Origin of the sequence: Trichocoleus sp. DQ-A1 (assembly GCF_039961955.1) — a bacterium.
Classification (GTDB): domain Bacteria; phylum Cyanobacteriota; class Cyanobacteriia; order Cyanobacteriales; family FACHB-T130; genus FACHB-T130.
In genome coordinates this window covers 234,882-259,036 of the sequence record NZ_JAMPKE010000005.1, presented here as the reverse complement: position 1 = coordinate 259,036, position 24,155 = coordinate 234,882, and the positions used below count along the sequence as shown (strand labels likewise).

Annotated in this window: 16 protein-coding genes; 6 read left to right on the top strand and 10 right to left on the bottom strand. The window is 44.0% G+C overall.

The window, feature by feature from the left end:
• Positions 1-203 precede the first annotated feature (203 nt).
• Complete coding sequence (locus NDI33_RS08050) at positions 204-1,490, bottom strand: hypothetical protein (RefSeq protein ID WP_190677360.1); 1,287 nt, start codon at positions 1,488-1,490, stop codon at positions 204-206.
• Here NDI33_RS08050 and NDI33_RS08045 point away from each other — a divergent pair.
• Positions 1,489-1,689, top strand: coding sequence for a hypothetical protein (locus NDI33_RS08045; RefSeq protein ID WP_190677358.1), 201 nt, complete (start codon positions 1,489-1,491; stop codon positions 1,687-1,689). The two genes, NDI33_RS08050 and NDI33_RS08045, sit on opposite strands and share 2 nt — an antisense overlap.
• Positions 1,690-1,785: 96 nt before the next feature.
• Here the strand turns inward: NDI33_RS08045 and NDI33_RS08040 are convergent, their stop codons facing one another.
• The 8 genes from NDI33_RS08040 to NDI33_RS08005 form a co-directional block, all read right to left on the bottom strand.
• Entirely contained in the window at positions 1,786-2,568 is a 783-nt protein-coding gene (locus NDI33_RS08040) for a DUF72 domain-containing protein (protein WP_190677357.1), read from the bottom strand.
• Positions 2,569-2,823: 255 nt separating this feature from the next.
• Positions 2,824-3,369 carry an NUDIX hydrolase gene (locus NDI33_RS08035; RefSeq protein ID WP_190677355.1) on the bottom strand — a complete coding sequence of 182 codons (546 nt, stop codon included), beginning with the start codon at positions 3,367-3,369 and terminating at the stop codon, positions 2,824-2,826.
• A 189-nt stretch (positions 3,370-3,558) separates the two neighbouring features.
• A complete protein-coding gene (locus NDI33_RS08030) occupies positions 3,559-3,957 on the bottom strand; it encodes a hypothetical protein (protein WP_242033213.1) in 399 nt (132 codons plus the stop codon).
• A gap of 201 nt (positions 3,958-4,158) precedes the next feature.
• Positions 4,159-5,859 carry a GTPase HflX gene (gene hflX / locus NDI33_RS08025; protein ID WP_190677352.1) on the bottom strand — a complete coding sequence of 567 codons (1,701 nt, stop codon included), beginning with the start codon at positions 5,857-5,859 and terminating at the stop codon, positions 4,159-4,161.
• Between the two features lie 415 nt (positions 5,860-6,274).
• The gene (locus NDI33_RS08020; protein ID WP_190677350.1) at positions 6,275-7,900 is read right to left on the bottom strand and encodes a glycosyltransferase family 39 protein; all 1,626 of its coding nucleotides are present in this window, start codon (positions 7,898-7,900) and stop codon (positions 6,275-6,277) included.
• A gap of 655 nt (positions 7,901-8,555) precedes the next feature.
• Complete coding sequence (locus NDI33_RS08015; RefSeq protein WP_190677348.1) at positions 8,556-10,124, bottom strand: response regulator; 1,569 nt, start codon at positions 10,122-10,124, stop codon at positions 8,556-8,558.
• On the bottom strand, positions 10,121-16,132 hold the full coding sequence (locus NDI33_RS08010) for a hybrid sensor histidine kinase/response regulator (RefSeq protein ID WP_190677346.1): 6,012 nt from the start codon (positions 16,130-16,132) through the stop codon (positions 10,121-10,123). Before NDI33_RS08010 ends, NDI33_RS08015 begins: the two co-directional genes overlap by 4 nt.
• A 334-nt stretch (positions 16,133-16,466) precedes the next feature.
• Positions 16,467-17,906, bottom strand: coding sequence for an NCS2 family permease (locus NDI33_RS08005; protein WP_190525396.1), 1,440 nt, complete (start codon positions 17,904-17,906; stop codon positions 16,467-16,469).
• A gap of 105 nt (positions 17,907-18,011) precedes the next feature.
• On the opposite strand from NDI33_RS08005, the gene NDI33_RS08000 reads away from it, so the two are divergent.
• A complete protein-coding gene (locus tag NDI33_RS08000; RefSeq protein WP_190677344.1) occupies positions 18,012-19,622 on the top strand; it encodes a phospholipid carrier-dependent glycosyltransferase in 1,611 nt (536 codons plus the stop codon).
• 95 nt (positions 19,623-19,717) lie between these two features.
• On the opposite strand, the gene trmB is transcribed toward NDI33_RS08000, so the two are convergent.
• Positions 19,718-20,353, bottom strand: a complete 636-nt coding sequence (gene trmB, locus NDI33_RS07995) for a tRNA (guanosine(46)-N7)-methyltransferase TrmB (RefSeq protein WP_190677343.1) — start codon at positions 20,351-20,353, stop codon at positions 19,718-19,720.
• A 280-nt stretch (positions 20,354-20,633) separates the two neighbouring features.
• Between trmB and NDI33_RS07990 the strand changes: the two genes are divergently transcribed.
• The 4 genes from NDI33_RS07990 (at position 20,634) to NDI33_RS07975 (ending at position 24,087) form a co-directional block, all read left to right on the top strand.
• On the top strand, positions 20,634-21,734 hold the full coding sequence (locus NDI33_RS07990; RefSeq protein WP_190677340.1) for a metallophosphoesterase: 1,101 nt from the start codon (positions 20,634-20,636) through the stop codon (positions 21,732-21,734).
• 141 nt (positions 21,735-21,875) lie between these two features.
• The gene (locus tag NDI33_RS07985) at positions 21,876-22,004 is read left to right on the top strand and encodes a hypothetical protein (protein WP_277877460.1); all 129 of its coding nucleotides are present in this window, start codon (positions 21,876-21,878) and stop codon (positions 22,002-22,004) included.
• Between the two features lie 415 nt (positions 22,005-22,419).
• Positions 22,420-23,175, top strand: coding sequence for an acyltransferase (locus tag NDI33_RS07980; RefSeq protein WP_190677339.1), 756 nt, complete (start codon positions 22,420-22,422; stop codon positions 23,173-23,175).
• Between the two features lie 117 nt (positions 23,176-23,292).
• A complete protein-coding gene (locus NDI33_RS07975; protein WP_190677390.1) occupies positions 23,293-24,087 on the top strand; it encodes an acyltransferase in 795 nt (264 codons plus the stop codon).
• Positions 24,088-24,155 lie beyond the last annotated feature (68 nt).

The window sequence follows — 24,155 nt, the reverse complement described above, 5'->3', positions numbered from 1 at the left end:
GGATGCGACCATTTTTGACGGTTTGAGTAGATGCACAAATGGGACAGACGGGCATAAGAGGAAAATATCACAAAGAAACTCTTCTTCTCCATCATTACATCTTGGGCACTACCTAAATTTTAATGATCAGCATATCGCCTGCGCTTGGGAAGAGATTGTCAGGCAATATTTGCTGGCTATTCTTTTCTGGAAGAGAAACCACTTTAAACAGAGAATTGCAACTCTAACGGCTGGGATGGAATGATGTACATTAATTCTGCACCGTCGGGTTTAGAGTCTATGGAGGGAGTTAATTTCAGCCAGTCATGGAAGGTAATTCCCAATTGTGCGATCGCTTGTACTTCTGTCTGATACGCTTCAAAACGGCGATTGGTTTCCACCATAGATTCCATGACTTCCAGCACTTGGGGAAGACGTTTATCAGCCTCTCGCCTCAAATCTCCTGCATTTGGGCCAAACCAACCTCCTGCAACCTCAACGCGAGTTAGGATTGCTGCTGGTAACGATTCAGCCCATTTATCAGGTTCTTGCGCCATCTTGAGCAAATTCTCACGTTGAAGCTCAAACACAGCATTTTCATCTAAAGCTGGGTCAATCCATTGGTAAATTCGGGTTAGTCGTCGCAAATCTATCTGACCTTTGAACTGAGGCTGTAAGTAAGCTGCTGGGTTAGAAGTAAGTAGAAGCTCAACATATTTATGAATACGAGAACGAAGAACTTTCGCACCTTCTTGGAAGCGATTAAGTGCTGTTTCGGGTTCGCCTAACTCAAGATGACAACGTGCTTCAGCAATATAAGCTAGAGATAAGGTCAAAAGATATTCATCAGCGATCTGGCTACCTTGCTCAAGTTCTTTGTCTGTGTAGTCCGTGTAAATATGTTCAGCTTCTAGAAAACGGTTTATAGCTTCAATCGCCATACGTTCTCTGTTTTCCACTTTGGTCATCGTAAAGGCATTCATCGCCAGACCAATAGCAGCTTTGAAGTTAGCATAATATCCAATGTCAATTTTGCGGTTAATTTTGTTTAACAGTTCCTCAGTCTGTTTTAGACGTTGTTCCAGTTCGTTGAGACGCTGGTTTAATACAGCAAATCCCATCACTGAGACACCTAAATTTAGTACGCTAGTAGCAGAAGCTACTTGCAAGATTCCTTGTGTTTGTTGCAAACCCTGCTGAATATTTACTACTTGTTGCCCAATTCCACCCAGACGCTGGTTAACATCAGCTAATCCCTTACCTGTAACAGCCGCATTAGCAACTGAACCAGCCCAATTTCCCCCAGAGAAAATAAGGTTAAGTAAATTGGGAGAAGAAGCAGTTGGCGTTGGTATTTGAGAAGAATTTGCTCCGATGTCATGCAACCACGTAACAACGTGTTTCGTTCCTACTTCCCGGATCACACCCCCAACGCGCTCAAAGGTTCCATCTGCAAGTCCTTTGGCGATCCAGTCAGCAAGCATAAACGTTGCTGTAACTGTTAAACTCATGATTTTCTCCTGGGTGCTAAAACTTAAGAGGCGCGATCGCATTCTTTCTCAGTATTCCCACGACACAGCTAGCGCTAACAATTTAGCTGCATCAGAGGAAACGAGCGATCGCATTCTTTCTCAGTATTCCCACGACACAGCCAGCGCTAACAATTTCCCTGCATCACAGAAAACGAGCGATCGCGTCCTTACACGCTAAACCTGACAGAAGCAGAGTTCAATAGTCCGCGCAGGCGGACTTTGTTTGCGTAGCCGCGATTTCCAATCGCCAGGTATTATTTGCTTTTCCTCATCACTAAAACGTTGAACAATTCATGGACAGTAATGCTTTCAGGCGTTCAGCATCGTGGATAGCATGACCATCTGGGTCGTTGTTGAAATACACGTACACGTCAATCTTTTGTTGAAGAAATGAGCGGATATGGGAAGCCCAGGTAGACAATTCTTCATCGCTGTAGCCAACGCCCCATTGCCCACTGTGCATCCGGATATAAGTCCAGGGCGCAGTCAAACGAATATCTAGCGGAACCGTGGGACTGACTGGCAAACAAAGGGCTGCACCCGCACGTTCTAATAGTTCGTACACCTGTGGAATTAGCCAACTTTGGTGTCGAAATTCAAATGTATAACGTTGTTCTGGATAAGAAGAAAGCAATTCTAAAAATGGCTGAAGGCGCTCCATATTAAGGGGCCAAGTATGAGGAAATTGGAACAGAATTGGGCCTAGTTTTTCTTGCAAACCGCCCGCTCGTTCCATTAAGCGAGATAGCGGTTCATTTGGCTCTTTTAACTTTTTCATGTGGGTAAGGTAACGGCTACCTTTCACAGCAAAAAGAAACCCTTCAGGCGTTTGTTCTCGCCATGTTTCAAATACAGACCGCTCTGGCAGACGATAGAAAGAAAAGTTGATTTCTACAGTTGGAAAGTGCTGTGCGTAAAATGGTAATTGTTGATTTCCAGGCATCTGCGCTGGATAAAAGATTTCCATCCAGTGCTTATAAACCCAACCGCTAGTACCAATTTGCAGCAGCGGGGCTGCTGAAAAAAATTGAAATTCCGGCTCTTGTTTCTCACTCATTCAGTTGTTCCAATTGCACTGAATCATTATCTCTGGTAAACCACCAAGCCCAAGCGACTAAAAGTGATTGAAAAGGAAGCCGCAACCAAATTAGGGGAGGATCGTGGGGAAGAAATTGCAATGCCTCGTTCCATAGCCACATTTGCCATGAGTTAGTTTGAGTGCATCCCGATCGTGATACTTATTCATGCGTTGCAATTCATGCGTTGCAAAGTTTGTGGTGATATGTTTAGCCAGTGTCAGCGCGATCGCCTATTATTCGCCAAGTACCTTATTCGCTTTCAGAATCAGCACACAGCTTGGCGCGTGTGTGATTACGCTATCCATGACCATTTGCACCGCTTCACTTAAGGGAATCCGAACTGTTTCTATCGTTTCCGTTCCTTCTTGATGGGATTGGGTGAATGTTAATTGCTTTGCTAGAAATAGACGCACCGGACAGCAGACAATTGATGTATCTAAGTCAAAAACTCCTAAATCGAGCCATTCCGAAGCTTTAATTCCCAGTTCCTCTTCAATTTCTCGTTGTGCAGATTCCAGGTGCGGTTCATCCTCCTCAACACCACCAGCGACAACCTCAATGCTTTCTTTGCCAAGCGCATAACGAAATTGCCGAGTAAGATAGACTACGCGATCGCTATCGATTGGCAAAATAGCAACGCCAGATTTCATTGTGACGATAGCATACGTACCCGGTTGTCCATCAGGTTGGAGAACTTGGTCTTCACGAACATTTATAAATGAATTTTGGTACTTTCGATTCGTTTCTTGGATTGTCCAAGGGCCATGTTTTTGGGTCATGTTGCGTTCTCTCCTATTTGAGTTGTCAGATGCGAGATCAGATACCCGACTTCTTGGAGAAGTCGGGTATCTTGCGTTCAGGAATCATTTATGATTGCTATAATTTCCCGTTGACATAGGAAGGTAAGATCTCTCCCTCCCCGTGAACGGGTAGGGGTGGGGTTCTAAGTTGCATATACTCGACTCTAATTACTCTAAAGCTGGTTTAATCCGCTCATAAGAGGAGAGAAATAAACTAAAGAGAATCGCAAAGGTAAGATCAATGACACCCGGAACTAAATAAAATGGGTGAAGACCACCGATTAAGGTGTGATAAGCCAAAACGATAAAGACAGAAACTTGGGCGCAAATTCCAAATCTTATAAGATCGTGATTTCGAGAGATATCCTTACCAACCCACCAATAACCAATCCCGATCGTAAATACCAATGCGCCAAACAGATGTAAATATTCAGGATTGGTGAGCGGTTCTTGACCTAGCATTTGGCGAATCCATTGGTCAGATAACAACAAAGCTATAGATTCGACCCAGTTAATGATAGCTTTGGTTTGAAATACGTACTTCCACGTTATTGGATTGTTCATCATTGCAAATAGTGTGTGAATTCTTGTTTGCTTAGCTTGCTGGTTCTTGACTTAACTGGGTGTCCTATACACTCGATCCCCCCTCTCCCCAGAGGGAACCCCGAATCCCCCTTAAAAAGGGGGAAAATGCTTATAACCCCTTTTTAAGCGGGGGACATTGCCAAAAATAGACACCGTAACTACTGGCTTCTTGTCACATTTTTATTAGTGCGGTTGTGAAACTGCTTCATCAACCAGTTGCACCATCCGCTGGCGTAGGGTCTCTAAACCTAAGCGTTGAGTAGCTGAAATAAACACAGCTTCGGGATACTGTTGTTGAGCGAAGGCTAGCGTTTCGCTATCTACTTGATCGACCTTGTTAAAGGCAATCAAAGCTTTACCTGGAAGGGCAGGCATTTCTCCAAGCACTTCCATGACCGACTGGATGTGGCTTTCCCAAGCGGGATGGGATAGATCGACGACATGAAGCATGGCATTCGCCTCGGTTACTTCCTCCAGGGTGGCTCGGAAGGCATCCATGAGCGGTGGCGGGAGTTCGTGAATAAACCCGACCGTGTCTGTCAGAAGAATCGTCCGCCGCTCTTGGGTTTCGGGGTTTGTAATGACTAGCTTTCGAGTTGTGGGGTCGAGGGTGGCAAATAGTTGATCTGCCGTATAAACTTCGGCGTGGGTTAACACGTTCAGCAGGGTGGACTTCCCAGCGTTGGTATAACCAACCACAGCAATCGAGGGAATTTCTTGCTCTTGCCGTTGTTGTCTAATCCGGGAGCGATGCGCTTGTAATTGGTTGACTTCCTGCTGGAGTTGGGCAATTCGGCGCTGAATGGTTCGCCGCTCTGTTTCTAGCTTGGTTTCACCCGGTCCTCTCGTACCAATCCCGGCTCCTAGTCTGGACATTTCCCGACCCCGACCCCTCAGTCGAGGCAGCATATATTCCAGTTGCGCCAATTCCACTTGCAATTTACCCGCTTGGGATTGAGCGCGTTGAGCGAAGATATCGAGAATTACTTCAGTCCGGTCTACGACAGGGATACCAATCTCGGTTTCTAGGTTACGAGCTTGAGAGGGAGAGATATCTCGGTCAAAGACAATGATATTGGCTCCCAGTTGATGAGCGCGTTGGGCAATTTCTTCAACTTTTCCATGACCAACGACCGTTTGAGGATGAGGACGCGATCGCTTTTGTTGCACCGTCTCTAATACCTGTCCTCCCGCACTTTCAACCAAGCGAACGAGTTCCTCCAGACCATCTTGAAACCGCTGCGGAGAGACGTCTTCTGTCATCAACCCAACCAACAGAACGCGATCGCCTTTTGAGTTATTCTCGTGGAATTGCGATGTTTCAAAGCCTGACTCGGAGAACTCACTCTCCCATTCATCTACTAAGTCGTCAAAGCCTTGCTCTGTCAGGTCATCTAAGCTAAGGGGACGAGAAATAACCCAGGGCTTTTCTGCTTCGGGAACCAGGTGAGCAAGATAAGCTTCTTTGACATCGCCTGCGGCTTCACCATTTCGTCGCGCTCCATCGCCCTTTGGAACTAACACTGCTAAGGCGTCTAGGCGCTGCTGTGCCATTGCCCTGAGTGCCGCTGTATCTGGTGGATCGGATTTGAGTTGAGTGGCAAGACAGCGAATTCCACTCAAGTGTTCGCCCTTATGCCGGGGCAACTCTTGGGGCGGAATTTGCGTTTGGCTGGGAGTACCGACGGCGATTCGGATTGGGTGTCCACGTCGATTGATGTAACAGCATACAGGGTGATGAATGGACGTACTAATTTCGGCTAGTGCTTGAGCGAATTCCGGAGTCGTCAGGCGATCGCTTGGTTGGCGCTGTTCGTAAAGCCGCTGTAGTTGCTTGATATGGCTCGATTGTAATCCTTGAAGATTTCCGTAAATAGTTTGCATAAGACGCGCTAAAAAACTGGCGTATTGAATCCTTTGCTTCAATATTTACTAATCTTCTTTCTTGACTTAATCTTCCTTTTGGACTAAGTCAAGGTTAAGAACGGCGACTGGCAAAAATGGGAGATGGGCGGACAAGTGATTTACAGCGTCTACGACAAAGGCTATCGCTTAAAGTTTGAGCATGAGGATAGCGACATTGGAGATTGCGATCGCTAGTTATCTTGTCGGCGCTCTTGAGGTAAAAAATGCAACATTGACAAGGGTTTAAGGTAGAACGACAAACACTTTCTTCAGGCTATAAATAATTTAGTTCGTCCGTTTACTGAATAAGGAATAGATTATTGAGTTTTATCCTAATCCCCAATTACCAATTATTCACAAATTCTTGTTTAGGCATAAAATAGGATTGCCTCCGCTATTTTTTTGCTTCCCAAAGTTCAAACTTGTAGCCTTTGAAAGCTATTTTTAAGTTGTAACCCTGTGTTTTCTCAAGTTGGTTTCGTAAAGTATCTGAGGAATCAAATAAAAATACCTCGCTGAAACCATCAGCAGCTAGAAAATTTTTTGGTTGGCTCACCAACTGTAGCTGCACTTTCGGACTGAGTAGGCGGCTGAGAGATAATACACTTCCCGGAATCTTAGTATCGCTAATTACAAGTGGATGAGAAGCTTGGTTAACGATGCGAGCCACTTGAGGATTATAAGTGTCCATAAACTTGTTCCACCATACTTCTGCTGGAAAGCTGATTGCACAGGACAAAACTCCGCACGAAAGTAGAACAACTATCACAAACTGCCACAGTTTTTGTTGCCGGATGGAATTAAAACTCCAAGTAATTTTACTAGCCAGGAGGTAAGCAATAGCTATCTGGATTCCTAAATAAGATGGGATCAAATATCGCGGTGCTGTAGATAAAAATCCCCCAGTCATTAAGTCTCGTAGCATGAGGGGGATAACCGCCATCCCAGTAAAAGTAAAAATAAATAGCCAAACTTTCGCTGGGGTATGGCGATAGAGAAAATAAATCGAATAACCAACTAAGATTAAACTAAGAGGAATAGAAAAAGGATCGTCATAACCAATCGGATCGAACCAGTAACCGCTAGGATCTACATCTAAGAAAATGTTGCTGAGATTCCGAGTCCACCATTTAACTAAAGTAAATAAATTGGGTGGTTTTGGAGCTGATGCCACTCTGTCAATGATGCGATCGCTACTTAAAACCACCCAAACCCAGGGTACGAAAGTTAGAAACGCTGCTATCGATGCCACTAAATAAGCAATAACTGTTTTATTTTCTCGATGGGCTTTAGTTAAGATGACATAAATCCCATGACCGATTAAAGTCAGCCCAAAAAATAAGTTTGAATAGAGTCCCAATGCCGCAGTAACTGCATAGATCGCCCAACTTAGCTTAGTTTTAACCCGGATAGCTCGTAGCAGTGCTGCACTCGATAGCAAGACAATTGCCGTCCACAAGCTATACTGCCGCGCTTCCTGCGCGTACAGTACGTGTAAAGGTGAAATAGCGATGATAGCGATCGCTATCCATCCTGTCAACGATGACTCAAATAATTCTCTGCACAGCCAATAAATGCCAGGAAATGCTAGTAAACTAATTAGGGCACCCAAACTTCTTGTCACTGCCACCGAGCTGCCAAAACACTGTACCCAAAATCGTGCCATCACGTAATATAGCGGCGGATGTTCTGGGTATTGCGCTAGCACCTGCATAGTATCGATTAAGTCTTTTTCTGAATTGGGACGCTGATACCTTTGTAAGTCTTCAACACTGATGACACGACCATCAAAAAGTTGCTGTTGCACTTCTGGTTTGGAATAGCCAGAAATCCGCATTGAGGTAAAAGCTTCGTCGTGTTGGTAAACTTTTCGATCCAAATTTGCAAATCGAAAAAATATGCCTAAAACCAGTACGCTGATGACTAAAAATTGTAGCCAAGTTGGAGGAAGTTCCCAGGAGTGGGAACCTCGGCTATTTAGTTTAGTATTAGTTTTAGCCTGAGTCCCAGTTTTTGGCATATAGATTTTCCTATATCCTCTTCCAATCCACAAATATCAAGTACTTAAACCCAGTTTCAAAAAGCTCTATGTTCTTTTGATTAGCCTCTGCACGCTTTTCAGAATCACAAGCCATCTAATTTTGTAGATGAAAATTTAAGGTTCTCGTAAAAACACGTAACTTGTGGAAATCAGTTTCTTGCTCGTTTTGTAGATATAAGCCAAAAATTAAGTAAAAATACCCAGCTTTTTAGGAGTGCTTCCGCTATATCCTAAGCAATCCCCTAGGGGAAATACTGACTCTCCAGAGAGTCTTTACAGAATCTTTACAGAAAATTCATCTTTTCCTAGCAAATAACAAAGACTTAGTGAAGTGTTGTCTAAGCTACAGGCAGGTAAGGGATTTAGCAGTATATACGCCAATCCATCTTTTATTAAATCTCAGTAATATTACGGTTTAGCGTTGAAAAAGTGGAAGTTGGATAGTGTTTAATTGAAGATACTGCTAGTTTTACTGAAGCCCTAGCGACTGGAAGCCACGGCTAAATAAACTAAGTCCGGCTTGCGGGGACTCATGGAATCATAAGTTTTGAACCGGAGAAGGCAGGTTTTGTCTGTATCGCGGTGGTTTCAACCGCTAAGCCAATCTTAAGTTGACACCTGACGGGTTCTGATATTAGACCGAATTTCCGCTTTCTTCCAAAATGGCGCATTGGCAACCTAATTCTGGAGGGCACGACCGAACCGGAATTTTAATCATGAACTCCGCCCCCTGTCCTGGTGCTGAAATACACGTCATCTGACCACCATGTTTGTTGACTACAATCTGGTAGCTAATCGATAATCCCAAACCCGTACCTCTACCCTCTGCTTTCGTCGTAAAGAAGGGATCGAATAGGCGATCGCGTACTTCCTCCGCCATACCGGGACCAGTATCCCCAATCCAAATCGTCACAAACTCATTGTCTGTTACTTCGGTGCGAATCCGAATCGTACTGCGGCAAAAGAAAATCTCCTCAGGCGATCGCTTTTTGTCATACTCCTCCAAAGCGTCAATTGCATTCGCCAGTAGATTCATAAACACCTGGTTGAGTTGGCCTGCATAACACTCTACTAGAGGCAGATTGCCATACTCTTTGACCAGTTGAATACCTGGATGGTTGGCGCTAGGTTTGAACCGACTGTGCAAAATCAGCAGCGTGCTATCTAGCCCAGCATGAATATCCACAGGTTTCATCTGGGTTTCATCCACGCGGGAAAAAATCCGCAACGACAAAATAATCTCGCGGATGCGGTCAGCTCCAACTTTCATCGAACTCAGCAATTTGGGCAGGTCTTCAATTAAAAATTCTAAATCTATTGCCTCAGCGTGTTCCTTGATTTCAGGTGGCGGTGCAGGAGTGTACTTCCTATAGAGGCTCAAGAGGTCGAGCAAATCTTGGCTATAGTGATGGGCGTGAGTGAGATTCCCATAAATGAAGTTAACGGGATTGTTAATTTCGTGGGCGACACCCGCTACCAGTTGCCCCAGACTGGACATTTTTTCGCTATGAACCAGTTGGCTTTGAGTTTCTTGAAGTTGGCGGAAGGCAAGTTCCATCTGAGTTGCTTGTTCTCGATAGCGTGTTTCTGATTCCTGCAACGCTGCTTCCGTAGAAAGGCGTTCTTGGATCTCCTGTTGTAACTGCTGATTTGATTGGGTCAGCAGTTGATTTGCTTGGAAAAGTTCAGATGTCCTTTCTTCCACCCGTTCTTCTAACTGAGATGTTAGTTGTAGTAGTGATTTCTCTGCCTTAGTTCTCTCCTGGATCTCTTGTTCTAAATGTATATTTTGTTCTTGCAGTTTTTTAGCTAGGTTCCGCAAGCTTAAATGAATTTGAACACGGGCTAAAACTTCTTCATGTTGAAGTGGTTTAGTAATGTAATCAACCGCCCCAAGATTTAAGCCCCTGATTTTATCCACCGGATCAGAAAGCGCCGTCATAAAAATTACGGGGATGTCTTTCGTTGATTCCTTAGCTTTCAAGTGATGGCAAGTTTCAAACCCATCCATACCAGGCATGAGTACATCCAGCAAAATAAGATCGGGGAGGGCATAATCAACCTGAAGAATAGCATCCTCACCATCCTGCGCTACTAACACTTGAAAACTAGAATCTACTAAGAAATCAAACAGAACTCCTAGATTAGTAGGATTATCATCAACAATTAAAATAACACTATTTTCAATACTTGAAAATTTCATTGTTGGCTACCTAAGTTTTTCAGAAATTCACGAATTTTTTTAACTTGAAACCCCTTAGCTAATTGACGCAATTCCCTTGAAAAAGGTGCATATTGAATATCTAATTCTTCCAAGTAATTAGCTTGCTTGACCACACCTTTGAGATCGCCCTTCATCGCTAAATCATATAGAGCTGCAATTTCCTCTGGAGGGGGAGTTACTAATGATTGCTGAGGATTGTGACTATTGTGCAGACTATCTTCGTGTTTGTTCCCTAGTTGACTTTCACTTTCTTCATAAACCCATTCCAACCCCAAGAGAAGCCGTAACTTATCTAAAAGCTCTGTTGTTCGGATTGGCTTGGGCAAAAAGTCATCGCAGCCTGCTTCTTTACTTTTGTTCAGATCAAAATCAAAAACACTGGCAGAAGTACCAATTACCACGATATCTTTCAGTTCCGGCGATCGCTTGATGCGACGAGTTGTTTCAAAACCATTCATCTCTGGCATCATTAAATCCATCAAGATGCAATCAGGATTGATTTCAGCCGCCTTCTTCAGACAATCCTGACCATCTACTGCTTCCACAATTTCAAATCCTAAGGGCAAGAGCATCTTGCTCAAAATAGAGCGATTTTCCTGCTTGTCGTCTGCTACGATAATCTTCCGCTTATAGCCTTTAAAGCTTTGAATATCTCTTTGCTCTCTTTTTGTACCCTCAGTGTATTGAAAAATTTCAGGCAAATCTAAATCAAAGTAGAAAAGGCTCCCTTTTCCTAAACTACTCTTAACTTTAATTTCGCCGCCCATCATCTGGACTAATTGGCGGGTAATTGCTAGCCCTAATCCGGTTCCTTCAGCTTTGCGATTGTTGTCTCCCACCTGATGGAACGGCAAAAATATCTCTTCTAATTGCTCTGGTGTCATGCCAACTCCTGTATCTTCAACATGGAAACGGATTTTGCCTTCGTGATAACCGACTTTAAAAGCCACGCCTCCACTTTCGGTAAATTTGACAGCATTGCCAAGTAAGTTGAGCAAAACTTGTCGCAATCGTTTCTCATCAGCCCTGACACCTGTGGGAAGCTGAGTAATCTGTTCGTAAATTAAGGAAATTCCTTTTTGTTGGGTACGGATACGGCAGATGTCGGCAATGCCTTCTAGAAATTTTGGAAAATGAAAATCTGTTGGGTTGAGTTCCATTTTCCTAGCTTCAATTTTAGAAAGGTCTAAAATTTCATTAATCAGGTTTAGCAGGTGGTCGCCGCACTGGTGAATAATACTTAAACCATCTTTTTGTGAATCGGTTAAACTTTTGTCACGTTTGAGGATTTGGGCATAACCTAAAATTCCATTGAGAGGTGTTCGCAGTTCGTGGCTCATGTTGGCGAGGAAATCACTTTTGGCACGGTTAGCTGATTGGGCGATTTCCTGGGCTTTTTGCAAATGTACATTTTTTTCCTGTAACTCCAGAGTTCGCTCTTCTACTTTCGCCTCTAAAGTATGGCTGTATTCTTCTAGCTGTTGGTTGGCAGATTCTAAATGGGCATAGAGCCGTGCATTCTCTAGCGCGATCGCAGCCTGTCCCGATAACATCCGCAACACTTCTACCCGCTTCGGTGTAAAAGCGCCAGCAATCAAGTTGTTTTCAAGGTACAGGATGGCACTTAACTTACCTTGATATAAAATAGGCGCACACAAAATGGATTTTGGTTTTTGTTCGGTAATGTAGGAGTCGGTGTTAAAGATTTCGTCGCGGCTAGCATCATTTAAAACGACATCTTTCTGAGTTCTGGAAACGTAATTAAGTACCGAGACAGGCAACTGCCCAGACGTTGATGCTGGTACAGATTGCAGCACTTGGACTTCATCTTTAGTCCCTGCCGCTTCTATAACCAGTTGGCCCTCTTTTGATAGGATAAGCAAGCCAGTTTCAGCGCCTGCGTTTTCTATCAAAATTTTCATTAACTTGTCGAGCAAGTTAGACAGAACAATTTCGCCAGAAATGGCGGCAGATGCTTTCACTATAGTTGCCAAGTCTAGCAACCCTGTTTGACTGCCTGTAGTGGTTAAAGAGGCAATTGTCATCGTATGAACGAAAGGGGTTTCGGTGACAACAGGCGATCGCGCTATTAATGAGGGGTATTTTTCTTCTAGATGTTTGACTTTAGCTAAAGCACCCCAGCGCATATAGGCATAATAAGCATCGGTCATGTAGGTTTGGGCAATCTTTTCTTTACCCCATGACAAATAGAATTTAGCTGCGAGTTCGTGAGCCAATGCTTCTTCGTTGATGTACTCGTTTTCTTGGGCGAGGGTAATAGCCTTGTCGTACATCTCTATCGCCTCGGCTTTTTCTCCTAGAACCTGATGCCGTTCTCCCTCTACTAAATAGAATTTGTGCAGATGATTCATTGGGGCATGATGCGCCCATTTTTGCATCTTTTCTTGATTACTTTGTACGCGAACGAGGATTTCCTGTTGCTCTGACTTTGAGCGTTCGACATACACTGCTAGCCGTACTAAAGAATCGTAAAAATGGAAAATAGGAACAGGGGGCAATCCTACCAATCCATCTAAATATTTCTCTGCTATGGCTATATTTTCAATTGCTTCTGAGTAATTTTCAAACCAGTAACTAAGTAAAAGTTTGTTCCAATATATGTAAGCAACTCCCGCTTTGTCATTTGCTTGCTCGTGCAATAACAACCTGATCTGCTCATCGCAGGCTTCACCCTTGAGAAGGCTAGGATTTTCACTTTTTCCGAGTAGATTTAAAACGGCCTGCCAATAGGTTTCTATATAATGAAGTGCTGTTTTTTGATTGATTTTATGAACAGCATCTCTGTAAGTAGCCATCTCTCTTTCAAGGACAGCCAGTTCTTTACCCCTAAAGTAAGCGAAATAGGAGTACTGCATTAGACCATAGCTTGCATATTCTAAATCTCCCGTCTCTATTCCGCTAACGTAAGCTGACACTAAAGGCTCTAAGCTTTCTCTCAGATGCTCTTTCCAAGGTCGGATAAATGAATTTACTACGACAACTGTCTTGGCTTTAATTTCTTGAGCATTTAACTTGGACATTAGACTTAAAGCCAATTGACCAAACTGATAGCCTGAATCCATATCTCCGACAACTCCGCAAAGCAGAAGACCATAATTGGCATAAGCAAACGGAGACACAGAAGCATTGCCATATTGGACGGATAAATCTACTTGTTTGCACAATGTCAAGGGCAACAGTTCTGGGGTTGCAATATATGCAGGAGAAAAGATACTTGACATAAGTTTTATGGCTGCTAGTTTATAGGGGTCGCTCATGTGAGGTAGGTCAATTAAATCCTCAATTCGCTTCCCGTTTAAAATTGATGCAGTTTCCGCCAATGCTTGCTCAATATCTGATGGATTGGGCTGAGAGGGAAACTCCACCCCTAACAGCTTTAAAACTTCTAACGCTGTATTAACTGCTTCTAGTAGCTTGTTCTGCGACACATAAGCTTGAATCTGGACTTCATATACTTTAATTTTGTCTAGCAGCGTTTTGGCGCAGTTTTGTATGCTCTCAATTAACCTCTGCATTCCTTCAAAATCACCGCTCAAAAAACCTGCCTCTGCTGCTTCCTCATGCAGCGCTAATGTCAGTTCATATTGACTGTTCCAGCTATCTCTCGCCAGAAGAAATAAACCCACCTGTAAATATTTGATAGCAGAATCGTTCGCGGTTGCTGCTTTGGCTCTCTGACCAGCAATAAGATTGAGTTGAGCTAGTTCGTATTTCTCCGGGTCAGAATGGAGTAAGTCAGTCCCGTAATTAAGTTGGTTAACCAGCGCAAAAATATTTTCTTTTTGTTCTTCCGGCGTCGTGCTTTGTAGTAGCAATTGACCAATTGTTAGATGAGTCTGTTTTTTCTGCTCATTAGGAATCAGAGAATAAGCGGCTTGCTGTACGCGGTCATGTAAAAACTTGTAGTCAACCTTAAGGTCAGTTAAGGTAATACCCCCTGCTTCTTCCTGGCTAAATACGAGGGGAATTTTGTATTCATTGTTCAAGGGCAAAATTAAACCTGCCTGAAGTGCTGACCACAATTGGGTGGCAGTAACTAAGGAGGATTCTTCATGGACAACACTCAAAACTTCTAAATTAAAAGTGTTGCCAATACAAGCTGCCAATTTTAATACTTTCTGCGTTTCATCAGACAGTTTCTGAATATTTCTAGCAATTAACTCGACAACATTATAATCGGTGATACCAATCGCTTGAATTTGCTCAATATTCCACTGCCACTCACCTAAACGTAAGTTATAAACCAGCAAATCTTCCTGATAAAGTGTTTTGAAGAGTTGAGTTAAGAAGAAAGGATTTCCCTGAGTTTTGCTAAAAATTAACTCCGCTAGCAGTTTTGCCTGAACCGATTCATTTAAAGTATCGGCGATTAATTCTTCAACATTCACCAGTTGTAAAGGTTGAAGTACAATATTATTTACCGTTGCACCCGCTTCTCTAATTTTATCAATTGCTTGAACTGTCGGATGCGTGGGAAAAACTTCGTTATCTCGATACGCTCCAATTAGCAATAAATACTTGCTATCAGTATCAATAATCAGCAGTTCAATTAATTTAAGTGATGCCGAATCCGCCCACTGCAAGTCATCCAGAAAGACAACTAGCGGATGTTCTTTAGTTGTAAATACGCCAATAAATTGTTTAAATACTCGGCTGAAGCGGTTTTGCGATTCAGTTGCTCCAAGTTCCGGAACGGGCGGCTGTTTGCCGATAATCAGTTCGATTTCGGGAATCACGTCTGTAATGACTTGCCCGTTAACGCCTAAAGCAACTAAGAGTTTCTCTTTCCAAAGTTGAATTTCTGCTTCGCCCTCAGTTAGGAGTTGCAGAGTTAAGGATTGGAATGCTTGAATCAGGGAAGCATAAGGAATATTGCGCTTAAACTGATCGAATTTACCCGCAATAAAATATCCCCGTTTCTGGACAATGGGTTTGTGAACTTCATTTACTAGAACAGTTTTACCAATTCCGGAATAACCGGAAACAAGCATCATTTCCGCCGTACCATCGGAGACGCGCTCGAAGGTTTTTAGTAAGGTGGCAACTTCTGCCTCACGACCATAAAGTTTTTGAGGAATCAGTAGTTGACCTGCCTTGTCAGCACTGCCGGAAATAAAGTCAGAAATCGTTCCGGTAGTCTGTAGCTTCATTAGACAGATTTCTAGGTCAAACTTTAAGCCATCTGCACTTTGATAGCGGTCTTCAGCATTTTTAGCTAACAATTTCATTACAATATTGGAAATTGCCTCTGGAATTTCCGTATTTAGTTGATGAGGTGGAAGTGGCATTTTGGCGATATGGCTGTGTACCAATTCCAGAGGCTCGCTAGCATTAAAAGGCAATTCACCTGTGAGTATTTCATAAAAGGTGACACCTAGAGAATAGAAGTCGGTGCGGTAGTCAAGTGACCGATTCATTCTCCCGGTTTGTTCCGGTGACATATAGGCGAGAGTACCTTCAAGTAAGGCGGGGTTGCCAAGGGTTTGGTTTTCTCTTTCTAGACGAGAAGCAATGCTAAAGTCGATTATTTTAACTTGCTTTGTCTCTGGATTAATGATGATATTTTGAGGTTTAATATCTTTATGAATAATTTGGGCTAAATGCAGTTGAGCAAGTGTGGATGCTAGCTGAATGGCTATGTTTAAAAATTCGCTTAAGTCTAAAGAGCGATCGCTAATATAATCTTTTAGCGAGATTGCCCCAAAATCTGACAAGATAAGCGCTAGACCATTCTGATAGTTTTCTAAAGCTAGGGGCTTGACAACTCCTTCTATATCTACTAGCGTTTCTAAAATTTTATATTCATGTTTTAGCCGGGTCAGCTCTTCTAAGGTGGGATACTCGGCTTTGATCGCTTTAACGATCGTTGGTGTTTTATCCAACTTCCTAGAAGCACGATAAATAACGGTATCGGTGCCTTCATGTAGGGCTTCAACGAGTTCGTAACCGGGAAGGGGAAGAATCATTTTTATAAGAGTGTGGGTAGCGTTAATTGGGAATAAATTTATGGGAATCCCTAAAAATAAGGATAATTCGCCGCTCGATTTATCGTTCCCAAACCCCCCTACAAATTCTCGAATCCTAAATAAAGCTCAATATTTAGACATACAAGTTAGCATTTCCACACAACCCGGATTGATGACGTAAGCGATTGGATAAGATTAGCCACAAAGCTACTCAGACATTCAGGAAACACAAAGTTCTTCATTTTGGTGTCTGAGTGCCTTTGTGGTTTAAAAAAACAATTTTTTGGCAAAAGGATTTAGAAATGGAGTTTCTGCTCGCTTCTAAGTCGTTACTTTACGTAGCAGAGTTTACCGCCATAAATACAAATCTCAGTACAAATACTCCAGCTAAAATCCACACAGCTAAACTGACTTCGTGCGCTTTTCCTTGAAACGTTTTTACCAGTGGATAAGTCATAAACCCAATTGATAAACCTTCGGCAATTGAGTAAGTCAAAGGCATCAGGAGAATCGTCAAAAAAGAGGGAATTGATTCGGCAGGATCGTCCCAACGAATTAGACGGACATTTCCTGCCATCAAGACGCCAACAACGAGCAGTGCAGGTGCTGTAGCAAAGGCGGGAATTGCTGCCAACAAAGGGATAAAAAATATTGACAGAGTAAATAAGGCGGCGACGACAACGGCAGTAAACCCGGTGCGTCCCCCTTCCGAGACGCCAGCGGCTGACTCGATATAGGTTGTGACGGTGGAAGTTCCCAGAATTGCCCCCACAGTGGTTCCCACGGCGTCTGCCATCAGCGCTTCACTCGCGCGGGGCAGTTCGCCATTTTCATCAATGTAGCCTGCCTGAATGCCGACACCGGCAAGGGTGCCGATGGTGTCGAAGAGATCGATGAACAGAAAGACAAAGGTGACAGCGATCAAATTCCAGATGTTGGTTTGGTTAATCTGACTCAACCCCTGAAAAGCTTGACCGAGCAAAGCTCCAGGCCATTGGGGAAGTGCGATAATTCCAGAGGGCGGGGGTACGATGCGAAGAATCCATCCCAACAAGGCAGTGGCGAGAATTCCCCATAATAGCGCTCCTTTGACACGGCGAGCGACAAAAGCAAAGGTGATGAGAATCCCCGCGATCGCTACCAGTGTTTGCGGCTGTTGCAAGTTTCCCAAGGCGGTTTTCGTGACGGGGTTCGCCACAATAATCCCGGCACCTCCCGTTTTCGGATCGCCAGCCAAGCCAATATAAGCGATAAATAAACCAATTCCCGCCGCTGTCGCTTGTTTGAGGCATTCAGGAATGGCGCGGATAATTTGGCTGCGAATACTTGATAGCGTCAAGGCAATGAAAATTAGCCCCTCGATCAAAACGGCGCTGAGGGCAACTCGCCAATCAATTTTCAGTGCCAAAACGACAGAAAAGGCAAAAAAGGCATTGAGTCCCATTCCCGGTGCCAAGGCAAACGGATAATTAGCCGTTAATCCCATCATCAAGGTCGCAATGGCGCTGGAAATCGCGGTTGCGATCGCCAACTCCCCAAATAAATCTTGCGGTTTTTCCAGAAAAATGGCATTTGACAAAATTCCCGGATTGACTGCCAGAATATATGCCATTGTCATAAACGTGGTCACGCCTGCCAACACTTCGGTGCGAAAGTTGGTGTGGAATTCCTCAAATTTAAAAAATCGCGCGATCGCACCCTGCCACCCGGTCGGCGGGGGCGAAGATCCTTGACTGGCAACGACTTCAGTTTTGCTCAACTCATCCTTGTTCATTTTTTTGTCTGACACGCACTCTACTCAGAGTAAAGTTTTATTGAGAAATTTTTGGGATGATGCTACACAGTTTGGAAATGCCTTGAAGCGTTTGAGCAGGTTTTTATGTTCTTGTTTAACAAACGTTCTATCAGCCAACGGTGGTTCTGGATTGGAATGGCTGGCGTATTCTTGGTTTCGCTTGCCCTGCGTTTTTGGGGGCTGGAACGATTTAATACTTTAGTGTTTGATGAAGTTTACTATGCGAAGTTTGCCAACAACTATTTAACCCGGACTCCCTTTTTTGATGGGCATCCCCCTTTGAGCAAGTACATCATCGCCGTGGGGATGTGGATAGGCGATCGCTTACCCTTCGGGAAAGATACGATGAACGGGCTGACGGGTTCTCTACATTCGCCTTGGAGTTACCGTTGGCTAAATGCGCTGACAGGCTCATTTATTCCCTTAGTGCTAGGGGGAATTGCCTATCAACTCACTTATCGGCGCAGCTATGCGTTAATCGCTGCTATCTTTGCTGCCGCCGATGGTTTATTTCTGGTAGAGTCGCGCTATGCCCTGAATAACGTTTATCTGGTTATTTTTGGACTGCTGGGGCAGTGGTTTTTCTTATTAAGTCTCGCGAATCAAGCGATGCGACGCTGGTTTTGGCTAGCGCTAGCCGGTATTTTTTTCGGGGCGTCAGTGGCTATCAAGTGGAATGGCTTGTGGTTTCTGTTAGGTGCCTACTTTATGTGGGGTTTTGCCTGGGCGATGCAATGGGTGCAACAGGCATCCGACAAAGCGAGCAAAAAAACTGGAGAACCTGGGAGTCAAGGAGCGGAGGAGCAGAGGCGATTTTTTCCTGATTCCTCAGTCCTGACTCCTGACTCCTCAGTCCTCAGCCCTCAGTCCTCAGTCCTAAATCCTAGCTCCTCAGCCCTGACTCTGACCCCGTTACAAAACCTGACGCAGCTAAATTTACTGCACATATTAGTGAATTTAGCAATCATCCCATTCCTTTTTTACGCCGTTATTTGGATTCCTCACATTCAACTCAACCCAGAATTTGGATTTTGGGAGGTGCAAAGGCAAATTCTGGCATACCATCAACGAGTGGGTGATGGGCCGAAAATTCATCCTTACTGCTCCAGATGGTATACCTGGCTGTTGATGCTGCGCCCGGTGGCGTACTTTTACCAAACGGCTCAAAATACGAATACGGCGGTACCCGCACTTCCGCCTTTACCGAAAGGGGTGGGTAACGTGATTTACGATGTCCACGCGATGGGGAATCCAGTGCTGTGGATTCTTTCAACGGCGGCAATTTTACTGCTGCTGTTTTTGCTAGCTCAATACTTCTTGACTGGGAAAGGGTGGAAATTTACTCCAAGCGTTTCAACTTGGATTGCCTTGTACTTGGTTCTAAACTGGTTGGCGAATGTGCTGCCTTGGGTGCGGGTAACTCGCTGCACGTTTTTGTACCATTACATGGGAGCGTCTGTGTTTGCGGGGTTGGCGCTTGCCTGGATTGTTGATAGGTGGCTGCAAAGTCCGGCGCGTGAATTAAGAGCGATCGCGCTGACGGTGATTTTTGCGATTTTGGCAGCTTTTGTGTTCTGGATGCCAATCTATTTAGGTTTGCCCTTATCCCCCAGAGATTATCAAATCTTGATACCGCGCTTCAATGTTCGGTCTGTGCCACCTTGGTTACGCCAGTGGGTGCCGAATTGGATTTAGGAAAGTTTTGCGGGTTGAGGGTTGAGTGATGAGTTTTGAAAATTTCCTCATTTTCTCGCCATTAATCTCATCATTAAAAACTCAACCCTCAAAATTCAACTCCTGATAAATAAAGCGCGATAAACGGGTTCGCCGCGAGAAAGGGTACTGATTTCGCGCTCAGTTGGCACTGGCAGGGGATTCGTGTCTAACCAGTCATCGCCTCCCTGTCTTTGGAAGGCTGGAGAAGAGGAGAAGCGATCGCGCATTTCCACTGCGATCGCCTCAACATCTGACTGAACAAAAACCACTCCTCCACTAACCAGGTACTTTGCCAAAACTTCTAGCATTTCTGGCTGTACCACCCGGCGTTTGGCGTGTCGATTTTTAAACCACGGATCGGGAAATTGAATGGTCACGCGCTGCAAGGTGCCGACTGGCAAGGAACTCAAAATAGGATTTAATGAGTTATTGGCATTACAAAATAAGTAGTAAAGATTTTCTAATTGCGCCTGCTGTCTCCATTCATTGGCTTCTTCTACCAACGTTTCTCGAATTTCTAAACCTAAATAATTCCAATCGGGTTCTACAGCCGCCATCTTCAATAAAAACCGCCCCTTAGCGCACCCAATATCTAAATGCAGCGGCTTTGTCGGCTCGGTATAAACATTCTGCCAGTCGGGAGGATTTACCGGCGTTTGATACTTGGCGGAAAGTGGATTAACGTGTTGGCGAACTCGGACGGGTGACAATATGAAACTCCTTTTTTGAATGTTAGCGCTTCAGTAACTAATATTATTCAACACAAAGTTTTTCCCTCTCCCTAACCCTCTCCTACAAGGAGAAGAAACAGGAAGGTTTTAGCTTCCTGAGGGAATTTCGCTCCCTTTCCTGGTAGGGAAAGAGGTTGAGGGTTAGGTTTTGATGCGAAGGCGCACTAACTGCTTCGCGTGCGGAAGAGAATGTACCAAAGGTTATGATCGACGGGGATCGCTATTATCACATTCCCTCATCCATTTTTGCGTTGGCGCTATGAGTCTCAATTTTCGTTTTGCTGTCATCAGCGACTTACACATTGCACTTCCGGACACGATTACGGATCATCCCAGCCGTTTTCACATGGTAGAAGTCAGCATCCCAGCAATGGAGATTGTACTGAGACATCTGGAACAACTCAACTTAGATTTTCTGTTGATACCGGGAGACTTAACGCAGGATGGGGAACCAGAAAATCATGCTTGGCTGCAAAAACGCCTCTTGAAGCTCCCTTTCCCCGTCTACGTGGTGCCGGGGAATCATGATGTACCCAGTTTACTCCCTACTGATAGCGCCATTGGACTCCAAGAGTTTCCCCGCTATTACCAACAGTTTGGCTACGAGCATCCGGAGCAACTGTATTACACGACTCAAATTCTACCCGGAGTGCGTTTAATTGGGCTGAATTCCAATAATTTTAGCGATCGCGGGAAACAGATAGGGCGTTTGGATGATGCTCAGTTGGCATGGCTGCAACAACATCTCAAAGAGATTAATGATGAGTTAGTGATGGTGATGGTGCATCACAACGTCGTCGAGCATCTACCCGGACAATCCACCCACCAGCTAGGGCGTCGGTATATGTTAGAGAATGCGCCAGTGCTGCTGCAAATGCTCCGCGAGGCGGGGGTAAATCTAATTTTTACAGGGCATTTGCATATTCAGGATATTGCTTGCGATCGCGGTGTTTATGAGATCACCACAGGTTCTCTAGTTAGCTATCCTCATCCCTACCGGATCTTGAACTTCCGCACCGATAACCAAGGCAAAAAATCCTTGCAGATTGAGTCGCATCGGGTGGAATCTGTCCCCCATTTCCCAACGCTGCCACAATTCTCACGAGATTGGATGGGCGATCGCTCGCTTCCCTTCATGCTCAAGTTGCTAACTGAGCCACCCTTAAATATCCCGATGACAGAGGCAGAGGGACTCGCCCCCAATTTACGCTATTTCTGGGCAGATGTTGCCAAGGGGGATGCTTTATTTGATTTCTCCCACTTCCCCCTAGTCGCAAAGCGTTATTTCGAGTCATTTGGCGCGATCGCTCCCGATGGCACCCCCGCCCTCATTGACAATTACACAACTTTATCTCTATAACCTAATTCATCAGCTCTTTGATCTATCTTTAGTAAGATGCTGTTCAATCTTTACCTTCAGTAAAGTGTCTCTAAAGTGCCATAGCATTGCTTAAGCTCATTCTCAGTCTAGATACAAGTCTCTAAATCCACGCTCTACATCGTGACCTTAGTAGTAGACCAACGAAACTGGATAGAAGAAAGTCGTCATAGCCATCGCGGAAGTGCCATGTTGTTTGCACCGATGGTGGAATTTAATGTGATGGCTGAAGTTGGAGATACTCCTCCTTAGTTAAGGCGGTTTAGAGGCGAAGCCAGACGAGTGGGCGATCGCAGTGAAAAGAAACTAAGCTAGTTTCCTAAAATTTTCAGGATTTTGGCAAGCATAGGTAAAAATTTTGCTTGCTCATAGTAACTATCTTTAAAGCCTATAGCTTAGGCTTCTAAGCTTCCTTGGGTTTGGAGGCATTGAAACTAACACGAGTAAGAGTCTGTTGTATCGAGCAGGTATTACTTTTGAAATGACTGTAAGTTAACAACAACTCCAGCTTTTTTGGAGAATCTTGCCTCTAATCGTTGCCTTAGGTTGATGGCTTGAAGTCAAAGACAAGCTTGCTGAAGCTGTACTGATTTCGCTCAAGAGATAGTTACTCCTACAAATCATCAAATGTTAGTTTTCCTTAGGATGATTTTGGAGTGCATTTGCCATGACTAATAACATAAGTGCAGAAAAATCCCAACCTTTATCACAAAAATATTTAGAACCTTCCCGATGGTCGCGGATGAACGAATTCCTCTTAATTACCTTAATAGGAGGAATTCGGCGACCGTTGGGTACGATGCTGCGAAGACTACTCTACCCAACAATTTTAGGTCGGGTAGGTAAAGCTCTATACATTCAAAGTGGAGTTGAATTGTTGAATGCTCCTGCTATTGAAGTTGGAGACAATGTCAAAATCCTTCGAGACGTTCGCCTAAACGCTAACGGTAAAAACAGTAAGATTTCTCTGGGAGATTTAGTATGCCTCGATAGAGGCGTTGATATTAACGTTACCGAAGGAGGTAACTGCAATATTGTAATTGGAGAACGAACGCATATTTCTCCCTATACCTGTTTAGGCGGTCCAGGTAATATCAAAATTGGCAAATTCTGTTTAATCGCATCACACGTAGGAATTTATGCCAACAATCATAACTTTGCAGATCCTACAGTTTATATCTGGAAGCAAGGTATCACTTGCAAAGGAATTGTGATTGAAGATGACTGTTGGCTAGGCAGTGGAGTCAAAGTCCTCGATGGAGTCACCATTGGGAAGGGAAGCGTCATCGGCGCAGGCGCAGTTGTAACCAAAGATATTCCCCCTTACTCAGTTGCCGTTGGTGTTCCTGCTAGGGTTATTTCTCAGCGAAATAGCGTTTGCGAACGCGAAATAAAACAGGGAATTTTAGTTGCAGACTCTTAAGCATTTAATAGAGAAGGCTATTTAAAATAGCCTTCCTGCTGCTGAGCAAAAACTCAATTCCTGTTACAGATCGCTTGATATCTGTTATTACCAAAATCAGATTTGACAGAAACAGCAATGGACATTCAAAATTACCGTTATCCTTCCCAATGGAACCGTCAGAAAGAATCTTTATTCATTACATTTTTTGGGTGGTTCCCCTTATCAATCGGTTTAAAACTGCGAAACTTTTTTTACCGGAGTATTTTAGGACGCATAGGTACGTCTGTTTTGATTCAACCAGGTGTTGAGTTTATTCGCGCTTGTTGTATTGAAATTGGAGATAAAGTTAAAATTTTTCGGGGAACTCTCTTAGAAAGCGGCGACCAGAATAGTCGAATTTATCTTGAAGAGGAGGTGTCCCTAGGCAGAAATATTTATTTATATGCTGGTGGTCAAAACAGTAAAATTTGTCTGAAAAAGCGGGTTAGGCTCGACCGTGGCGTTGATATCAAAGTTATGCCTGGAGGTTGCATTGAAATTGGAAACAATACGTATGTTGGTCCATACACTTGTTTATCTGGCAGTCAAATCAAAGTTGGCAGAGACTGTTTAATTTCTTCGCATACCACCATTTATGCTAGCAATCATAACTTTGCTGATGCCACAAGTCCGATTGTCAGCCAAGGTGATACCTGCAAGGGAATTGTGATTGAAGATGATTGTTGGCTGGGAAGCAAAGTAACCGTCGTGGATGGAGTCACGATTGGTAAGGGTAGTGTCATCGGTGCAGGCACAGTCGTAACTAAAGATATTCCTCCTTATTCGGTTGCTGTAGGTGTACCGGCTAAGGTTGTTTCCAAACGCAATGGTACGGCTGAAAATTTAGTAAAAGTTGGGGGTCTTAAACTTACCGATTCCAGCAACATTTAATTTAACTGTGCCGGAATTGTGAAACAAATAGTTTGGGAACTGGTAATCGGTAATTGTTTTTTCAGGAA

Bases quoted from the DNA above. Each gene is read 5' to 3' on its own strand.
- NDI33_RS08010 (WP_190677346.1), bottom strand. From the start codon at position 16,132: ATGATTCTTCCCCTTCCCGGTTACGAACTCGTTGAAGCCCTACATGAA.
- NDI33_RS08005 (WP_190525396.1), bottom strand. From the start codon at position 17,906: ATGAACAAGGATGAGTTGAGCAAAACTGAAGTCGTTGCCAGTCAAGGA.
- NDI33_RS08045 (WP_190677358.1), top strand. From the start codon at position 1,489: ATGATTTTCTCCTGGGTGCTAAAACTTAAGAGGCGCGATCGCATTCTT.
- NDI33_RS08050 (WP_190677360.1), bottom strand. From the start codon at position 1,490: ATGAGTTTAACAGTTACAGCAACGTTTATGCTTGCTGACTGGATCGCC.
- NDI33_RS07990 (WP_190677340.1), top strand. From the start codon at position 20,634: ATGAGTCTCAATTTTCGTTTTGCTGTCATCAGCGACTTACACATTGCA.
- NDI33_RS08035 (WP_190677355.1), bottom strand. From the start codon at position 3,369: ATGACCCAAAAACATGGCCCTTGGACAATCCAAGAAACGAATCGAAAG.
- NDI33_RS07975 (WP_190677390.1), top strand. From the start codon at position 23,293: ATGGACATTCAAAATTACCGTTATCCTTCCCAATGGAACCGTCAGAAA.
- NDI33_RS08015 (WP_190677348.1), bottom strand. From the start codon at position 10,124: ATGAAATTTTCAAGTATTGAAAATAGTGTTATTTTAATTGTTGATGAT.
- NDI33_RS08030 (WP_242033213.1), bottom strand. From the start codon at position 3,957: ATGATGAACAATCCAATAACGTGGAAGTACGTATTTCAAACCAAAGCT.
- hflX (WP_190677352.1), bottom strand. From the start codon at position 5,859: ATGCAAACTATTTACGGAAATCTTCAAGGATTACAATCGAGCCATATC.
- NDI33_RS08040 (WP_190677357.1), bottom strand. From the start codon at position 2,568: ATGAGTGAGAAACAAGAGCCGGAATTTCAATTTTTTTCAGCAGCCCCG.
- NDI33_RS08000 (WP_190677344.1), top strand. From the start codon at position 18,012: ATGTTCTTGTTTAACAAACGTTCTATCAGCCAACGGTGGTTCTGGATT.
- NDI33_RS08020 (WP_190677350.1), bottom strand. From the start codon at position 7,900: ATGCCAAAAACTGGGACTCAGGCTAAAACTAATACTAAACTAAATAGC.
- NDI33_RS07980 (WP_190677339.1), top strand. From the start codon at position 22,420: ATGACTAATAACATAAGTGCAGAAAAATCCCAACCTTTATCACAAAAA.